15 protein-coding genes are annotated in these 15,211 nt (G+C 66.5%); 8 read left to right on the top strand and 7 right to left on the bottom strand.

The features are described 5' to 3' along the window. Positions 1-89: 89 nt before the first annotated feature. Together AC07X4_RS13605 and AC07X4_RS13600 are read left to right on the top strand one after the other, a co-directional pair. Positions 90-1,355 (top strand): EAL and HDOD domain-containing protein, encoded by a 1,266-nt coding sequence (locus AC07X4_RS13605; RefSeq protein WP_056061672.1) that lies wholly within the window; start codon positions 90-92, stop codon positions 1,353-1,355. Positions 1,356-1,456: 101 nt separating this feature from the next. Further along, complete coding sequence (locus AC07X4_RS13600) at positions 1,457-2,737, top strand: EAL and HDOD domain-containing protein (protein ID WP_056061670.1); 1,281 nt, start codon at positions 1,457-1,459, stop codon at positions 2,735-2,737. Positions 2,738-2,818: 81 nt separating this feature from the next. On the opposite strand, the gene AC07X4_RS13595 is transcribed toward AC07X4_RS13600, so the two are convergent. The 4 genes from AC07X4_RS13595 to AC07X4_RS13580 form a co-directional block, all read right to left on the bottom strand. Beyond that, on the bottom strand, positions 2,819-3,802 hold the full coding sequence (locus AC07X4_RS13595) for a Bug family tripartite tricarboxylate transporter substrate binding protein (RefSeq protein WP_288853017.1): 984 nt from the start codon (positions 3,800-3,802) through the stop codon (positions 2,819-2,821). Between the two features lie 50 nt (positions 3,803-3,852). Then, positions 3,853-4,815, bottom strand: coding sequence for a Bug family tripartite tricarboxylate transporter substrate binding protein (locus AC07X4_RS13590; protein ID WP_288853018.1), 963 nt, complete (start codon positions 4,813-4,815; stop codon positions 3,853-3,855). 75 nt (positions 4,816-4,890) lie between these two features. Beyond that, entirely contained in the window at positions 4,891-5,790 is a 900-nt protein-coding gene (xerD, locus tag AC07X4_RS13585) for a site-specific tyrosine recombinase XerD (RefSeq protein ID WP_494740359.1), read from the bottom strand. A gap of 88 nt (positions 5,791-5,878) precedes the next feature. Continuing rightward, a complete protein-coding gene (locus tag AC07X4_RS13580; protein WP_056061659.1) occupies positions 5,879-6,844 on the bottom strand; it encodes a tripartite tricarboxylate transporter substrate binding protein BugE in 966 nt (321 codons plus the stop codon). A 187-nt stretch (positions 6,845-7,031) separates the two neighbouring features. Here AC07X4_RS13580 and AC07X4_RS13575 point away from each other — a divergent pair, with 187 nt between their 5' ends. Together AC07X4_RS13575 and AC07X4_RS13570 are read left to right on the top strand one after the other, a co-directional pair. Continuing rightward, complete coding sequence (locus tag AC07X4_RS13575; RefSeq protein WP_056061656.1) at positions 7,032-7,937, top strand: AEC family transporter; 906 nt, start codon at positions 7,032-7,034, stop codon at positions 7,935-7,937. Then, complete coding sequence (locus tag AC07X4_RS13570) at positions 7,934-8,581, top strand: GDSL-type esterase/lipase family protein (protein WP_494740358.1); 648 nt, start codon at positions 7,934-7,936, stop codon at positions 8,579-8,581. Before AC07X4_RS13575 ends, AC07X4_RS13570 begins: the two co-directional genes overlap by 4 nt. Positions 8,582-8,671: 90 nt before the next feature. Here the strand turns inward: AC07X4_RS13570 and queG are convergent, their stop codons facing one another. Then, on the bottom strand, positions 8,672-9,721 hold the full coding sequence (gene queG, locus AC07X4_RS13565) for a tRNA epoxyqueuosine(34) reductase QueG (RefSeq protein WP_192418753.1): 1,050 nt from the start codon (positions 9,719-9,721) through the stop codon (positions 8,672-8,674). Between the two features lie 12 nt (positions 9,722-9,733). Here queG and tsaE point away from each other — a divergent pair, with 12 nt between their 5' ends. From tsaE to AC07X4_RS13550, 3 genes are all read left to right on the top strand, one after another. Then, positions 9,734-10,252, top strand: coding sequence for a tRNA (adenosine(37)-N6)-threonylcarbamoyltransferase complex ATPase subunit type 1 TsaE (tsaE, locus tag AC07X4_RS13560; RefSeq protein WP_146871168.1), 519 nt, complete (start codon positions 9,734-9,736; stop codon positions 10,250-10,252). Between the two features lie 6 nt (positions 10,253-10,258). After that, entirely contained in the window at positions 10,259-11,698 is a 1,440-nt protein-coding gene (locus AC07X4_RS13555; RefSeq protein WP_494740357.1) for an N-acetylmuramoyl-L-alanine amidase, read from the top strand. Between the two features lie 119 nt (positions 11,699-11,817). Next, complete coding sequence (locus tag AC07X4_RS13550) at positions 11,818-12,159, top strand: cupin domain-containing protein (RefSeq protein WP_056061641.1); 342 nt, start codon at positions 11,818-11,820, stop codon at positions 12,157-12,159. Between the two features lie 83 nt (positions 12,160-12,242). On the opposite strand, the gene AC07X4_RS13545 is transcribed toward AC07X4_RS13550, so the two are convergent. Continuing rightward, positions 12,243-13,823, bottom strand: coding sequence for a methyl-accepting chemotaxis protein (locus AC07X4_RS13545; protein ID WP_494740356.1), 1,581 nt, complete (start codon positions 13,821-13,823; stop codon positions 12,243-12,245). A 245-nt stretch (positions 13,824-14,068) separates the two neighbouring features. On the opposite strand from AC07X4_RS13545, the gene AC07X4_RS13540 reads away from it, so the two are divergent. Further along, a complete protein-coding gene (locus AC07X4_RS13540; protein ID WP_056061634.1) occupies positions 14,069-14,308 on the top strand; it encodes a YMGG-like glycine zipper-containing protein in 240 nt (79 codons plus the stop codon). A 113-nt stretch (positions 14,309-14,421) separates the two neighbouring features. Here AC07X4_RS13540 and AC07X4_RS13535 read toward each other — a convergent pair whose 3' ends face one another. Further along, complete coding sequence (locus tag AC07X4_RS13535) at positions 14,422-15,069, bottom strand: DedA family protein (RefSeq protein ID WP_056061629.1); 648 nt, start codon at positions 15,067-15,069, stop codon at positions 14,422-14,424. Positions 15,070-15,211 lie beyond the last annotated feature (142 nt).

Raw genomic sequence — 15,211 nt, 5'->3', positions numbered from 1 at the left:
TCTGAGGGGAATACGATGGCTCCTACAATTCTTGGCGATGCCCCCAGCGCGCCAGCGCACCCTCTTTCAAGAACACCAAGCCCACGCCCATGACCCAAGCCTTCACTCCTGGCACACCGCCCGCGCCACCGCCGGGCAACCAATCGTCGGTCGCCATGATTGCGCGCCAAGCCATCGTGAACGCGCAGCAGGTGGTGGTGGGCTACGAGCTGTTCAACCGCTCGCGCAGCGGCGCCGCCCACACGGCCGCCACCGACGTGATCCTGGTGTTCACCGCCCTGTCGCACGCCGGCACCGAGGAGCTGGTGGGCAAGAAGCTGATCTTCGTCAACTGCACCCATGAAAGCCTGTCGGGCGGCCACCTGGAGCTGGTGGACCCCGACAAGGTGGTGCTGGAGATTCCGCCCCTGGGCCATGCGGCCGCCGAAGAGGTCGCCACGCGCCTGCCGATCCTGACCGAGCTGCGCGACCGGGGCTTTCACCTGGCCTTCAACCACACGGTGCTGCAGTCGGCGTATGCGCCGTGGCTGCCGCTGGCGGACTACATCAAGCTGGACCTGTCGGTGCTGGCACCTGACCAGCTCGCGGTGCTGATCAGCTACGCGGGCCGCCACTGCAAGGCCGAACTGATCGCCGAGAAGGTGGAGACGGCCCAGCAGTACGACATGGTGTCCAGCCAGGGGGTGCAGCTGTTCCAGGGCTACTGGTTTGCCCGCCCTGCCCTGGTCGAGACCAAGCTGCTCACGCCGTCGCAGGCCAGCATCATCGAGCTGATCAACCAGGTGCGCAAACAGGCCAGCACCGACGAGATCGAAGAGGTGCTCAAGAAGGATGCGGGCCTGGCCTTCAACCTGATGCGCCTCATCAACTCCGCCGGCTTTGGCCTGTCGCGCGAGATCACCTCCTTCCGCCAGGCCGTGATGCTCATGGGCCTGAAAAAGCTGTTCCGCTGGGCGGCGCTGCTGCTGACCGCGTCGCGCAACAACGGCACGCCGTCGTCTGTGGGCCACACCGCCGTGGTGCGCGGGCGCCTGATGGAGCTGCTGGCACTGGAGACACTGCCCCCCGAGGAAGCCGACCAGGCCTTTGTGGTGGGCATCTTCTCGTTGCTGGATGTGATGCTCTCCATGCCCATGGAGTCGGCCATTGGCCTGCTCAACGTGCCCGAACCCGTGGCGGCCGCGCTGCTGCGGCGCGAAGGCTTCCTGGGTGACCTGCTGACCCTGGCCGAGGCCTGCGAGTCCAGCGACGACGCCGTGTTTGACCGCGCTGCCGGCCTGCTGCACCTGACCAGCCAGCAGATCAACTTCGCCCACCTGCAGGCGCTGGCCTGGGCCGACCACATCAGCGACTGACAGCTACCGCCGCCACGCTGGCGGCCCCCGGTCAGACTTTGGTTCTCTGCCAACGCCCGGCGGTCTAGAATGATCGTCAGCCCTTCATTTCAGTGGACCCCATGTCGAGCACACCCGAACAAGACACCCCGGACGCCGCGGCGCCTGTGGTCGATCCCGTGGACGAGAACCTTGCCATCATTGCGCGCCAGGCCATCGTGGACGAAAGCCGCGCGGTCTATGGCTACGAGCTGTTCGACCGCTCCACCGCGTCCGACTCACACACCGCCGCCAGCGATGCAGCCCTGCTGTTCAATGCCCTGTCCTACGCGGGCACCGAGGCCCTGGTCGGCAAGAAGACAGTGTTCATCAACTGCACGCACGACAGCCTCTCGGGCGGCCACCTGGAGCTGATCCACCCCGAAAAGGTGGTGCTGGAGGTGCCACCGCTGCCCGACAGCGCCACCCCCGAAGAAATCGAAGGCCGCGTTCCCACGCTGGAGGCGTTGCGCACACGCGGCTTTCGCCTCGCGTTTGACCAGCAGGCCCTCAAGCGCGCCTACACCAGCTGGCTGCCGATGGCGGCGTTCATCAAGCTGGACATGCAGGCCTTCAAGCCCGAGCTGGCGGCCCCCCTGGTCAAATTTGCCACAACCCACAGCAAGGCCACGCTGGTGGCCGAAAAGGTCGAAACGGCTGCGCAATACGAGCTGATGCGCGATCTGGGCGTCAAGCTGTTCCAGGGCTACTGGTTTGCGCATCCCTCGCTGGTCAAGGCCACCACCATCCGCCCCTCGCAGGCCACCATCATCCAGCTCATCAACCTCGTGCGCAAACAGGCCAGCACGGCGGAGATCGAAGACCTGCTCAAGAAAGACCCCACCCTGTCTTTCAACCTGCTGCGTTTCATCAACTCGTCGGGTTTTGGCCTGTCGTGCGAGATCACCTCGTTCCGCCATGCGGTGATGATCCTGGGGCTGAAAAAGCTGTTCCGCTGGGCAGCCCTCTTGATGACCACCTCGCGTGCGGGTGGAGCGCCACCGGCCGTGGGCCAGACTGCCGTGGTGCGCGGCCGCCTGATGGAGCTGCTGGCCGCCGAGCTGCTGCCGCCCGAAGAATGCGACAACGCTTTCGTCGTGGGCGTGTTCTCGCTGCTGGACACCATGCTGGGCGTGCCGCTCGAAAAGGCGCTGGAGTCCGTGGCCCTGCCCGAACCCGTGATGGACGCCCTGCTGCGTGGCACCGGCGTGTTTGCCCCGTTCCTGGAGCTGACCAAGGCCTGCGAAAGCGGCGATGAAGTGGCCTTTGCCAAGAACGCCGATGCGCTGCACCTGTCCAACCGCCAGGTGAACTGGGCCCACCTGCAGGCGCTGACCTGGGCCGAGAGCCTGAACGAAGAATAGTCCCGCCTTTCCCCTTAAAAAGCCACAGGCCCTGCTTTGACAGGGCCTGTGGCGTTTCTGGGGCTCAACCCCTGCACACGGTCAGTTGCCCTGAATTCCTGCCGCGCGGATGATGCGCGCGTTATTTTCGGACTCCAGCGCAATCTGGCGCGCGAACTCGGCCGTGGTGCCGCCCGTGGGCACGTTGTCGGTGGCATCGAGCTTGGCGCGAATGTCCGGCAGGGCCAACGCCTTGTTCACCTCGGTATTGATGCGTGTGATGACCGTCTTGGGCGTCTGCGCCGGGGCATAGAGGCCAAACAGGGACGAGAGATTGGCTGCAGGCTGACCCAGCTCGGAGAGCGTGGGCACCTGCGGCAGCGAATCCAGCCGCGCCGGAGCCCCCACCGCCAGCGGCTTGAGCTTGCCCGCCTGGATGTGCTGCAGCACCGCTGGGCCGGCGTTGGTCGATAGCACCTCAAACTGCCCGCCCAGCGCGTCGTTCATCTGCTGCCCGCCGCCTTTGTACGGGATGTGCGTGATCTGCACCTGGGCCACCGACTGGATCTGCTCCAGCATGATGTGCCCCAGCGACGCCTGCCCCGACGTGGCCCATCGCACCGTGCCGGGCTGGGCCCGCGCACGCGCGATCAGGTCCTTGAAGTCGGTCGCACGGCTCGCCGGCGTGCCCAGCAGCAGCACGGGCGAATACATCACGCTGACCACGGGCGCAATGTCCTTCTGCGGATCGAAAGGGGACTTGCCCAGGTGCGGGTTGAGCGCCAGGGGACTGACCGCTGCAAAGCCCAGCGTGTAGCCGTCCGGCGCGGCTTTGGCCACCGCGTCCACGCCCAGGCTGCCACTGGCGCCCGCCTTGTTTTCAACGACCACAGGGGTGCCCAGCTGCACCGCCAGCTTGTCGGCCAGCGCGCGGGCGATGTTGTCGCTCACGCCCCCTGCCGGGTAGGCCACGATGATGCGGATGGGTTTGGCGGGCCACGCCTGGGCCGAAGCCACGACGGGAGAGACCACGAGGGCGACAGCAGCAGCGGCCACCCACTGGCGGCGAGAAAAAAGCAGATTCATGGTGAGAGCCAATGGTGAGGAGTTCGATGGGCAGCCGTCAGGTCAGCCCGTCAATCCAGTTCGAGCTTGCGCTCGCGGATCAGCTTGGCCCACTTGTCGTTCTCGCCCTTCACAAAGCCGAAGAATTCCGTGGGTCCCAGGGAATGTACCTCCGAACCTGTGGACGCGAACTTGGCCTTCACCTCCGCTTGTGCCAGCACCTTGGCCAGTTCGGCCGCCAGCTTGTCCACCACTTCCTTGGGCATGCCTGCGGGGCCCACCAGCCCCTGGAAGCCGACGGATTCCATGCCGCCGAGCCCAAGTTCAGCGACCGTTGGCACGTCGGGCAACTGCGGGTCGCGGCGTGGGCCCGTCACTGCCAGCGCCTTCAGCTTGCCGCCCTTGACCTGCGGCAGCAGCACCGGCCCTGCATCGATCAGCAACTGCGTCTGTCCGCCGATCAAGTCCTGCACAGCCGGGGCACTGCCTTTGTAGGGCACATGCGTCACGTCCAGCCCGGTCGCCTGGTTCATCAGCTCGCCATTCAGGTGGGTGGAGGTGCCCGCACCGCCCGATGCGAAGTTCACCTTGCCAGCGTTGGCCTTGGCCCATGCCACCCATTCCTTGAGGTCCTTGGCAGGGTGGTCCGGCCGGGTGACCGCGATGTAGCTGCCCTGGCTGATCTGGCCGATGTAGCTGAATTGCTTGAGCGGGTCGTACGGCATCTTGCGCTGCAAGTACGGTGCGATAGCGAACGGGCCGGTATTGGCCAGCAGCAACGTGTAGCCATCGGGCGCGGCCCGGGTCAGCTCGGTCGCCGCCAGCATGCCGCCGGCACCGGGCTTGTAGTCCACCACGATCTGCTGCTTGAGAAGCTCCTGCAGCGGCACCTGCACGGTGCGCGCGGCAAAGTCGATGCCGCCGCCCGGCGGGTACCCCACGATGAGGCGGATGGGCTTGGCCGTGGGCCAGGCCTGCGCCATGGCCAGGGTGGCAGCCCCCAGCAGCAGTGCGCTGGTGATGAGTTTTTTCATGCAATGTCTCCTTGTTGTGGTGTGGGAAAACCGGTCTGGCGCGCCGCTCAGCCCACGCCAGTGTGGTGTTGCACGCTATCCACGGGGGTGATGCTGCGCGTGCAGGGACTTGAGCCGCTCGCGCGCCACGTGGGTGTAGATGGTGGTGGTGGAGATATCCGCATGGCCCAGCAGCAGCTGCACCACGCGCAGGTCGGCGCCGTGGTTGAGCAGGTGCGTGGCAAACGCGTGGCGCAGCGTGTGGGGCGACGACGGCACCGTGATGCCCGCCACCTGCGCCCACTTCTTCACAATGACCCAGAACATCACGCGCGTCATGCCGCTGCCGCGCTGGGTGACGAACAGGTCGTCGGTCTGCTGCCCGCCCAGGATGGCGCTGCGGGCCTCGTTCAGATAGCGCTCCAGCCAGGCACGGGCCTCTTCGCCAAACGGCACCAGGCGCTCCTTGCTGCCCTTGCCCATCACGCGCAGCACGCCTTCGTTCAGGCCGACCTGGTAGGTCTTGAGCGTGACCAGCTCGGTCACGCGCAGGCCGCTGGCGTACATCAGCTCCAGCATGGTGCGGTCGCGCAGGCCCAGGGGATTGCCCAGGTCGGGCGCGTTCAGCAGCGTCTCCACCTGCGCCTGCGACAGGGTCTTGGGCACACGCAGCGGCTGGCGCGCAGCCTGCAGCCGCACCGTGGGGTCGGCGGTGATGCGCCGCTCGCGCAGCGCCCAGTGAAAGTAGCGGCGCAACACCGTGAGGCGCCGGTTGGCCGAAGTGGCGCGGGTCTGCGCATGGCGGGCGGCAAAGTAGGCCTGCAGGTGGTGTTCGGCCGTGTCGTCCAGCGCCAGGGCGGGCTGCTGGTCGGCCAGCCACTGCGCATACAGCGTCAGGTCGCGCCGGTAAGCGGCCAGCGTGTTGCGCGACAGGCCATCTTCCAGCCACAGGGCGTCCACAAAGGTGTCGATGGCGTTCAGACTGGGAGCAAGCATCCAAAAACCATAGCACGCATCGCGGGCATTCGACTCCACGGGCACAAAAAAGCCGCCCGAAGGCGGCTGGGGACGGAGGCGGTGGCTTTTATTCCAGCGTCAGCTTCTGCTTGACGACCACATCCTTGTAGACCGCGAACTCGGCCTTGATCTGCTCGGCAAACTGCTCGGGCGTGTTGCCGATCACGAGCGAGCCCGTGTCTTCGATGCGCTTCTTCACGGCCGGGTCTTCCAGGGCCTTGCGCACACCGGCGTTGATCTTGTCCACCACATCCTTGGGCAGACCCTTGGGGCCCACGATGCCGTAGTAGGCCATGCGGTTCACCGGCTCCAGGCCCAGTTCCTTGAAGGTGGGCACATTGGGCAGGGCTGCCACGCGCTGGGGCGCTGCAACGACGATGGGCACCAGGCGGTTTTCCTTGATGAAGGGCAGCGCCGAGGGCAGGTTGTCAAAAATCATGGGCACCTGGCCGGCCACGGTGTCGTTCAGGGCCGGGCCCGCGCCGCGGTAGGGGATGTGGGTCACAAAGGTGCCCGAGAGGTTCTTGTACAGCTCCATCTGCAGGTGGCCGATGCCGCCCGTGCCGGACGACGAGTACGAATACTTGCCAGGCGACTTCTTGAGTTCCGCCACGAACGCCTTGTAGTCCTTGGCCGGGAAGCTGGGGTTCACCGCAATGATGTTGGGGGTGGCCGCAATGTTGATGATGGGCGAGAAGTCCGTCAGCGGGTTGTACGGCGTCTTGGGGTTGATGGCGGGGTTGGCTGCGGTGGTGGACACAGTGGCCACGCCCAGCGTGTAGCCGTCGGCCGTGGCACGGGCGAGTTCGGCCGCACCCACAATGCCGCCGCCACCGGCCTTGTTGTCCACGATCACGCTTTGGCCAAGCACGCGGCCCAGGGGCTCGGCGATCACGCGCGCAATGATGTCGGTGGTGCCACCGGGTGCAAAGGGCACCACCAGCCGGATCACCTTGTTGGGGTAGCCTTGTGCGGCAGCCGATCCAGCTGCGGCAGCCAGTACGGTCAGCGCAAGCCATTGACGACGATGCATGGAAATCTCCTTCGTGCGGGGTAACAACAAACAGCGCAGATGGTATGCCCAACGCACGCCAAACCGCCCTGCGGATTCCACATAAGGGCTAACCCTAGAAACAAAGTGGGGGTGGGCAGTCCCCCTGCCCCATTCAGCCTGCCGGGAGCCCCCGGGCGGCTTGCCATGCATCAAGTATTCTCGGTGTGTGAACTACGCCCAACTTCTGCTCCCCGACTTTTCACTCATCTTCCTGGGCTACCTGATCTGCCGGTACACCGCCCTGAACCGCTCGGTCTGGCAGCCGGTGGAGAGCCTGGTGTACTACCTGCTGTTCCCGGTTCTGCTGTTCCAGTCCATCGTCAAAAGCCCGATGGATATTGGCGCCGCGTCGGGGCTGATCGGGGCGGGCATGCTGTCGGGCGTGATCGGCATCGCTCTGGCCTACAGCCTGCCGCACTGGCCCTGGGTGGGCAAGCACATTGATGTGCGCGACCATGCGGCCAGCGCGCAGGTGGCGTTCCGCTTCAACTCCTTCATTGGCCTGGCGATTGCCGAGCGGCTGGCAGGCACCCAGGGCCTGCTGATGATTGCGGTGCTGATCGGCGTGTGTGTGCCGCTGTTCAATGTGGCTGCGGTGTGGCCCATGGCCCGGCACGGGCAGCACAGCTTTGCGCGCGAGCTGTTGCGCAACCCGCTGATCATCGCCACCGCCTCGGGGCTGGTGGCCAATCTGCTGGGCTTTCAGATCCCCGAATGGGCAGTGCCCACGGTCAGCCGCATCAGCGCTGCGTCGCTCGCGCTGGGCCTGATGGCGGCCGGCGCGGGGCTGCAGTTTGGCCTGCTCACGCGGGGCAAGACGCTGAGCGTGTCGGTGCTGGCCATCCGCCACCTGGTGCAGCCGCTCGTGGCATTTGGCATGGCCCGCATGTTCGGGCTCGATGCCGTGCAGACCACGGTGCTGCTGGCGTTTGCAGCCTTGCCCACGGCATCGACCTGCTATGTGCTGGCGGCGCGCATGGGCTACAACGGGCCGTATGTGGCGGGGCTGGTCACGCTGTCCACCTTGCTGGGCATCGTGAGCCTGCCGTTTGCGCTGGGGGTGCTGCGATGAGCCGGGGCCTGAACCGCAGGCGGCTGCTGGGCGCCAGTCTGGTCGCCGCTTTGGGTCTGGTCGCCTGCGGCCGCAAACCGCCGCGTGCCCAGGCGGTGCCGCCGGGCGCCACGGTGCTGGCGCTGGGCGACTCGCTCACATCGGGCGTGGGAGCCTCGGCCGACACCGCCTACCCCGCCGAACTGGCGCGCCTGACGGGCTGGAAGGTGGTCAACGGCGGTGTGTCGGGCGACACCTCGGCCCAGGCGCTTGCGCGCCTGCCGGGCCTGTTGCAACAGCACCAGCCCGCGCTGGTCATCGTGGGCATTGGCGGCAATGATTTTTTGCGGCGCCAGAGTGCTGCCACCGCGCGCACCAACATCCTGCGCATCTGCACCGAGGCACGGGCCAGCGGCGCCCAGGTGCTGCTGGTGGCTGTGCCGGAGCTGTCGCTCATGGCCGCTGCCGGCCGCCTGAGCGACCACCCGCTGTACGAAGAGATTGCCGAAGAGCTGAAGATCCCGCTGCATGCCAAAGGCTGGTCGAGCGTGCTGGCGCAAGAGCGGTTGCGGTCGGACCAGATCCACGCCAATGCTGCCGGATATGCGGAGTTCGCCCAGGGGCTGGTGGGCACCTTGCGGCAGACGGGGCTGCTGGTGCAGTGAGGACCCGGAGCAACGGCGGACACTCCTATTTTGATAGCTACCAAGGAATATTGCACTAGCGCTACCAAGCAATTTCTTCCAAAAACGCCCTCAAGCAGCGTCCAGAGCCCAGGCCACATGCTCCCGCACCAGCGCGCTGGCATCCTCGGCCCGCGACTGCAGCGCAGCGCGCAAGGCCCCATCGCCCGTGGCACGCAGCGCATTGCCCAGCGCCACGGCCACATTGCGGAGCCAGCGCTCATGGCCGATGCGGCGGATGGGGCCGCCCTCGGTCATGCGCAAAAAGGTGGCTTCGTCCCACGCAAACAGGTGCACCAGCTGCTGGCCCGACAGCCCCTTGCGCTCGTCAAAATCGGGCAGGCGGCTGACCTGCGCAAACTTGTTCCAGGGGCAAATCAGCTGGCAGTCGTCGCAGCCATAGATGCGGTTGCCCATCAGCGGACGCAGCTCCACAGGGATGGGCCCGGCGTGTTCGATGGTGAGGTACGAAATGCAGCGCCGCGCGTCAACGCGGTGCGGCGCGACGATGGCCTGTGTGGGGCAGATGTCGATGCACGCGCTGCAGCTGCCGCAGTGTGGGGTGACGGGCTCGCTCTGGGGCAGCGCCATGTCCACATAAATCTCGCCCAGAAAGAACATGGACCCCGCCTCGCGGTTGAGCACCAGCGTGTGCTTGCCGCGCCAGCCCTGGCCGCTGCGCGCGGCCAGCTCGGCCTCCAGCACCGGCGCGGAGTCGGTGAACACGCGGTGGCCAAACGGGCCGATGGCCTCGGCGATGCGGTCGCTGAGCTTTTGCAGCCGGGCGCGCAGCACCTTGTGGTAGTCCCGGCCCCGGGCGTAGACGGAGACGATGCCCTCGTGCGGGCGCTGCAGGCGTGAGAGTTCGGCCGCCTGCCAGCCCCCGGGCGCATCCCTGGCCGTATCGCGCGGCAAATAATCCATGCGCGCCGTGATCACACTCACGGTGCCGGGCACCAGCTCGGCCGGGCGCGCGCGCTTCATGCCGTGGGATGCCATGTAATGCATGTCACCATGGAACCCCTGCGCCAGCCAGGCCGCAAGACCCGGCTCGGCCGCAGACAAGTCCACCCCCGCCACGCCGATTTGGGAAAATCCCAGCTCGCGGGCCCACTCCTGCATTTGAGGAACGAGTTGACTGTTGCACCACATACCGGCCAGATTGTAGAAAGCGGCACCGATGCTGCGGCCAAAGCCACGCGCCATTTCACCTGGCACAGCGAGGAAGACACCGCCGCCTTTGCCCAGCGCCTGGCCGCCCAGCCCCTGCTGGCCAACGCCTTCGTGACCCTGCACGGCGACCTGGGCGCGGGCAAGACCACCCTGGTGCGCCACCTGCTGCGCGCGCTGGGCGTGCAGGGCCGCATCAAGAGCCCCACCTACGCGGTGGTGGAGCCCCACGAGGCGCCGGGTCTCTCGATCTGGCACTTCGACTTCTACCGTTTTGACGATCCGCGCGAGTGGGAAGACGCCGGTTTCAGGGACATTTTTGCCAACCCCGGTCTCAAGGTGGCAGAATGGCCGGAAAAGGCCGCAGCGCTTACCCCGCTTGCAGACCTTGCTATCCACATTGAAGCAATGGATGACACCGAAAGGAAGGTCACGCTGCATGCCCCCACCGCCACGGGGCGCAGCCTGCTGCAAGCTCTCTGAGACACCGTGAACGAACCCACCCTGCCCGACCGCCACGCCGCTTCCCAGCCATCGCGCCGTGCCGTGCTGCGCGCCAGCAGCCTGGTGCTGCTGCTGGGCGCACAGCAGATTGCACGCGGCGCCACCATCGTGGCCGTGCGCGTCTGGCCCGCACCCGAATACTCGCGGGTGACCATCGAGTCCGATGGCGCGCTGGTGGCCAAGCAGTTCTTCGTGACCTCGCCGCCGCGCCTGGCGGTGGACATCGAGGGCATCGACCTGAGCCCCGAGCTGCGCGAACTGGTGGCCAAGGTCAAACCCGACGACCCCAACATCGCGGGCATCCGCGTGGGCCAGAACGCACCGGGTGTGGTGCGCCTGGTGGTGGACCTCAAGCAGCCCGCCATGCCGCAGGTGTTCACCCTGCCGCCCGTGGCCGCCTACCGCCACCGGCTGGTGTTTGACCTGTACCCCGCAGCGCCCGTGGACCCGCTGGAGGCACTGATTGCCGAGCGCCTGCGCGATGCCAGCGGCCCGGCCGCCACGCCTGCGCCGTCGCCCGCACCGGCCGCAGCCCGCGCCGCAGAGCACGACCCGCTGGGCGACCTGATCGCACAGCGCGCCAATGGCCCCGCGCAGTCCGGCACCACAGCCCAGCCGCCCGTGGTGGCCGCAGCACCCGCGCCCAGCGCCGCCCCTGCCGCGCCCTCACGACCTGGCAACCGCCCCACAGCCACCGAGACCGACCGCATCATCATCGTGGCACTCGACCCTGGCCACGGGGGCGAAGACCCCGGCGCCATTGGCCCCTCCGGCACCCGCGAAAAAGACGTGGTGCTGCGCGTGGCCCACCTGCTGCGCGACCGCATCAACGCCACCACCGTGGGTGGCAACCCCATGCGCGCCTACCTCACGCGCGACGGCGATTACTTTGTGCCCCTGGGCACCCGCGTGCAAAAAGCCCGGCGCGTGCAGGCCGACCTGTTTGTCTCCATCCATGCCGACGCCTTCACCACGCCCGAGGCCCGTGGCGCCAGCGTGTTTGCGCTGAGCCAGGGCGGGGCCTCCAGCACCGCAGCCCGCTGGCTGGCCAACAAGGAGAACCAGGCCGACCTGGTGGGCGGCATCAACGTGCAGTCCAAGGACCAGCACGTGCAGCGCGCGCTGCTGGACATGAGCACCACCGCGCAGATCAACGACAGCCTCAAGCTCGGCACCGTGCTGCTGGGGGAGATCGGTAACGTGGGCAAGCTGCACAAACCGCGCGTGGAGCAGGCGGGCTTTGCGGTGCTGAAGGCGCCCGACATCCCGAGCGTGCTGGTCGAAACCGCGTTCATCAGCAACCCCGAAGAAGAAAAGCGCCTGCGCAGCAGCGCCTACCAGGAGCAGCTGGCCGACGCGCTGATGCGCGGCATCACGCGCTACTTCGCCAAGAACCCGCCACTGGCGCGCAGCCGGTCGGTGTAGGCAGGCAGGGACATAGCGCGCGGGACGGCCAGCCCACCTTGCGCGCACTGCCAACTGCAGGCACAGTAGCCTGCATCGGCCGGGCGCGCACCGCGCCTTGGCCAGCAAGGAGAACTGCCATGGCCCTGCCCCACGCCCAGTCTGGTCAGATCGTCAGCGTGCGTCCCCTGGGAGCACGACTGGCCGACACCGTCACCACCGCCGTCCTCAAAGCCGGCCAGCTCGAAGTCATGCGGGTGGTCCTGCCCGTGGGCAAATCCATGAAAGAACACCAGACGCCCGGCGAGGCCACCGTGCAGTGCATCGAGGGCGTGGTGGAGTTTGCGAGCGAGCTGGGCGTGCAGCAATTGCATCCCGGCGACTTTGTGCACCTGGCACCGCGCGCGCTGCATTCGCTCAAGGCGGTAGAACCTGCGTCACTGCTGGTGACGATGTGCCTCAAGCCTGCGGAGAAAACCTGAGGCCTCTTTGGCTGCGTTGGCTTCTTTGCACTCCGGGCCTCGAAGGCCTGAGGGGGGTGAAGACCGTGCGGCGCTGAAAGCGGTCAGCGCCCCAGCCGGAACACGCTCACGATCTCTGACAACCGCGCCGCCTGGTGCTTGAGGCTGTCGGCCGCCGCAGCGCTCTGCTCCACCAGGGCCGCATTCTGCTGGGTGACCTGGTCCAGCTGCATCACCGCCTCGCCCACCTGGCTGATGCCGATGGTCTGCTCGCCCGTGGCGCTGGAGATTTCGCCAATCAGGTCGCTCACCCGCTGCACCTGGGCGACGATGTCTTCCATGCTCTGCCCGGCGTTGCTCACCAGCTGGGTGCCGTTCTCCACCTTCTCCACACTGGCGCCGATCAGGGCCTTGATCTCCTTGGCCGCCTCGGCGCTGCGCTGGGCCAGGCTGCGCACCTCGCTGGCCACCACCGCAAACCCACGGCCCTGCTCGCCGGCACGGGCTGCCTCTACCGCCGCGTTCAGCGCCAGGATGTTGGTCTGGAACGCAATGCCATCGATCACGCTGATGATGTCGGTGATCTTTCGGGACGCGGCCGAGATGACCTGCATGGTGGTCACCACCTGGCCCACCACCTCGCCGCCCTTGACCGCCGCCTGCGAAGCCGAGCCGGCCAGCGTGGCCGCCTTGCGCGCGGTGTCGGCGTTGTTCTTCACGGTGCTGGTGATCTCTTCCATGGAGGCAGCCGTTTCCTCCAGGTTGCTGGCCTGTTCCTCGGTGCGCTGGCTCAGGTCGGCATTGCCCATCGCGATCTCGCTGGAGCCCGTGGCAATGCTGTCGCTGCTGTGCCGCACGTCGCCCACGATGCGCACCAGCGAGCTCTGCATGCCCTGCATGGCACGCATCATCTCGGCCACCTCGCCACGCCCTTGCACCTCGATGGGTTGGGACAGGTCACCCTCGCCAATGCGCTGCGCCACCGCGCTCACCGCCCCCAGCGAGCGGCGGATGCGCTGCACCACCACCCACGACAGCACCACCAGCAGCGCCAGCCCTGCCAAACCCGCCACCAGCACGGTCATGCGGTAGGACTGGATGAGCTCTGCCGCCTCGGCCGCCTGCTCGGCCGAGCGGCGCACCTGGTAATCCACCATCTTGTCGGCCACGGCGTTGTACTTGTCCAGCACTGGCGCAAACGTGCCCAGCGCATAGGCGCGCGCCTGGGCCATGTCACCCGCCTTTTTCAGCTCCAGCGACTTGTCGCGCGACTCCAGGTACGACTTGCGGATGGTGGCCAGCTCTTCCTGGATGCGCAGGCCCTCCGGGCTGTTTTCCAGCTCGGTATAGCGCTTTTGCACCTTGCTGGTGTCGGCGGTGGTGGCGGCCACTGCCTCCTTGAAATAGTTCTGGAGGTCATCGCCCTCGGTCTGGGCGATGGAGAACACACGCGTGGAATTGACGGCGATGTTGCTGCGCCAGCGCAGCGCCAGTTGCAGCCGCTCCACCTGCTCGGTGGCCAGCTGATCCACCGTGGCCCCCAGGCGCTGCACACGCACCAGGCTCAGCGCCAGGACGACCACCAGCGCCAGCACCGCCACGCCCACAATCAACCCGATCTGCTGCGCCACCGTCAGCTGGGTGCCCACGCCGCCCCGGCCGGCTTGCTGGATGTGCTGGGTCATCGCGTGTCCTTGTGTAAGTTTCGTATGACAAGGAAATGATCTGCCTGCGCAACCCGGTTGGCAACAGCGACAGGCGCAGGGAAACCCTTAGTTCCTCCTGTGCCGCCTGTCCTACACCCAGCACCCTTGCCTGCCTACAGCCACCGCGCGGCCGGGCAGCCACAGTAGAGGCACAGGTCGAGCTTCAGCCGCTACCGCGGATTGGGGACCACGGCCTGACTCCACAACCATCAAGGAATCTCGCCATGAACATCCGTCACATTCTTCTTGCGACTACCTGCACTGCGGCCCTGGCACTGGGTGGTTGTGCATCCAACCCCACCAACGCCCAGGTCGGCACTGGCGTCGGCGCCGTGGTCGGTGGCGTTGCCGGTAACGCCATCTTCGGCGGCCCTGTGGGCACCATCGGTGGTGCCGCTGCCGGCGCCCTCATCGGCCATGAAGTGGGCGAAGACCGCGACCAACGCCGCCCTTACCGCCGTTAAGCCTCTGGGACTTCCCTCCCCGCCCACAGCGGTGATCTGGGCATAAAAAGAGCGGCAGGCGCATGTAAATCATGCGCCTGCCGCTCTTTTATTTGTAGCAAATTCGCTGCCTGTCAGGCTGTGCGGGCCTGGCGCCCGGCGCGCCAGGCGCCAAAGATGGCGATCAGGCCCGGCACAAAAATCATCGCCCAGATGATCTTGTCCAGGTTCTCCTTGACCCACGCAAAGTTGCCGAAGAAGTACCCGGCCGTGGCAATGCCCAGCACCCACAGCAGCGCCCCGCCCACGTTGTAGGCGGTGAACTTGGCGCGATTCATTTCCGCCACGCCCGCCACGAAGGGCGCAAACGTGCGGATGAAGGGCATGAAACGCGCAATCACGATGGTGATGCCACCGTAGCGCTCGTAAAACTCATGCGCCTGGTTGAACGCCCGGCGGTTGAACCAGCGCGAATCCTCCCACTGGAACACCTTGGGACCAAAGTAACGGCCGATGGAGTAGTTGCACTGGTCGCCCAAGATGGCCGCCGCCAGCAGCACCGCGCACGCCAGCGGAAAGCTCATCATGCCGGCACCACACAGCGCGCCCACGATGAACAGCAGCGAGTCGCCCGGCAAGAACGGCATCACCACCAGGCCAGTCTCGACAAACACAATGGCAAACAGCAGGGCGTACACCCACATGCCATAGGCCTGCACAAACGCCTCCAGATACTTGTCCACATGCAGGATGAAGTCGATGAGAAAAGTGACAAGTTCCATGAAAAGGCGGGCCTGGGCGCGGCGCGGAAAAAAGGTGGGCGCATTATCCCCATCACGCCCCACCTCAGCCCGATACCCCTGCGCAGCCCCCGCCCTAAAATCCGGTGGGTGAACGACACCACCCCCTTCCTCGCAGCGGCGC

The organism is Acidovorax sp. GW460-11-11-14-LB4 (assembly GCF_059423685.1).
This window is presented reverse-complemented; position numbering and strand designations above follow the sequence as displayed.

Coding starts and splice junctions, on each gene's coding strand:
- AC07X4_RS13605 (WP_056061672.1), top strand. CDS start 90: ATGACCCAAGCCTTCACTCCTGGCACACCGCCCGCGCCACCGCCGGGC.
- AC07X4_RS13600 (WP_056061670.1), top strand. CDS start 1,457: ATGTCGAGCACACCCGAACAAGACACCCCGGACGCCGCGGCGCCTGTG.
- AC07X4_RS13595 (WP_288853017.1), bottom strand. CDS start 3,802: ATGAATCTGCTTTTTTCTCGCCGCCAGTGGGTGGCCGCTGCTGCTGTC.
- AC07X4_RS13590 (WP_288853018.1), bottom strand. CDS start 4,815: ATGAAAAAACTCATCACCAGCGCACTGCTGCTGGGGGCTGCCACCCTG.
- xerD (WP_494740359.1), bottom strand. CDS start 5,790: ATGCTTGCTCCCAGTCTGAACGCCATCGACACCTTTGTGGACGCCCTG.
- AC07X4_RS13580 (WP_056061659.1), bottom strand. CDS start 6,844: ATGCATCGTCGTCAATGGCTTGCGCTGACCGTACTGGCTGCCGCAGCT.
- AC07X4_RS13570 (WP_494740358.1), top strand. CDS start 7,934: ATGAGCCGGGGCCTGAACCGCAGGCGGCTGCTGGGCGCCAGTCTGGTC.
- queG (WP_192418753.1), bottom strand. CDS start 9,721: ATGCAGGAGTGGGCCCGCGAGCTGGGATTTTCCCAAATCGGCGTGGCG.
- AC07X4_RS13550 (WP_056061641.1), top strand. CDS start 11,818: ATGGCCCTGCCCCACGCCCAGTCTGGTCAGATCGTCAGCGTGCGTCCC.
- AC07X4_RS13545 (WP_494740356.1), bottom strand. CDS start 13,823: ATGACCCAGCACATCCAGCAAGCCGGCCGGGGCGGCGTGGGCACCCAG.
- AC07X4_RS13540 (WP_056061634.1), top strand. CDS start 14,069: ATGAACATCCGTCACATTCTTCTTGCGACTACCTGCACTGCGGCCCTG.
- AC07X4_RS13535 (WP_056061629.1), bottom strand. CDS start 15,069: ATGGAACTTGTCACTTTTCTCATCGACTTCATCCTGCATGTGGACAAG.